This window comes from Achromobacter sp. 1014246743, assembly GCF_059760725.1.
The window spans coordinates 1-260 of the sequence record NZ_JCBANA010000177.1 but is presented as its reverse complement, the minus strand read 5'-3'; the positions used below and the strand labels follow the sequence as shown (position 1 = coordinate 260).

Annotated in this window: 1 protein-coding gene; it reads left to right on the top strand. The window is 68.8% G+C overall.

Annotation, left to right across the window (positions count from 1 at the left end):
• On the top strand, nt 1-260 hold a 260-nt coding region (locus tag AC6LJ2_RS30130), incomplete at both ends, for a hypothetical protein (RefSeq protein WP_498152771.1).

The window sequence follows — 260 nt, the reverse complement described above, 5'->3', positions numbered from 1 at the left end:
ACGCCGCACGCGACCTGGCCGTGCAGGCCGGCGTGAACGCCTACGCCGAAGACCACTACCGCCGGGAAAAGAAAAGCGGCTTCTCGGTGGGCGGCATGGGCATCTCGTATGGCCGCAGCGACAGCAAATCGAACCAGCGCGTGGACGGCACCACGCAAAGCGACGCGCGCAGCTTGCTCGGCACGACCGGCGGCAACGTCATCCTGACCGCGGGCCGCAATGCCAGCCTCGTCGGCAGCGACATCGTCGCCGGCAAGGCG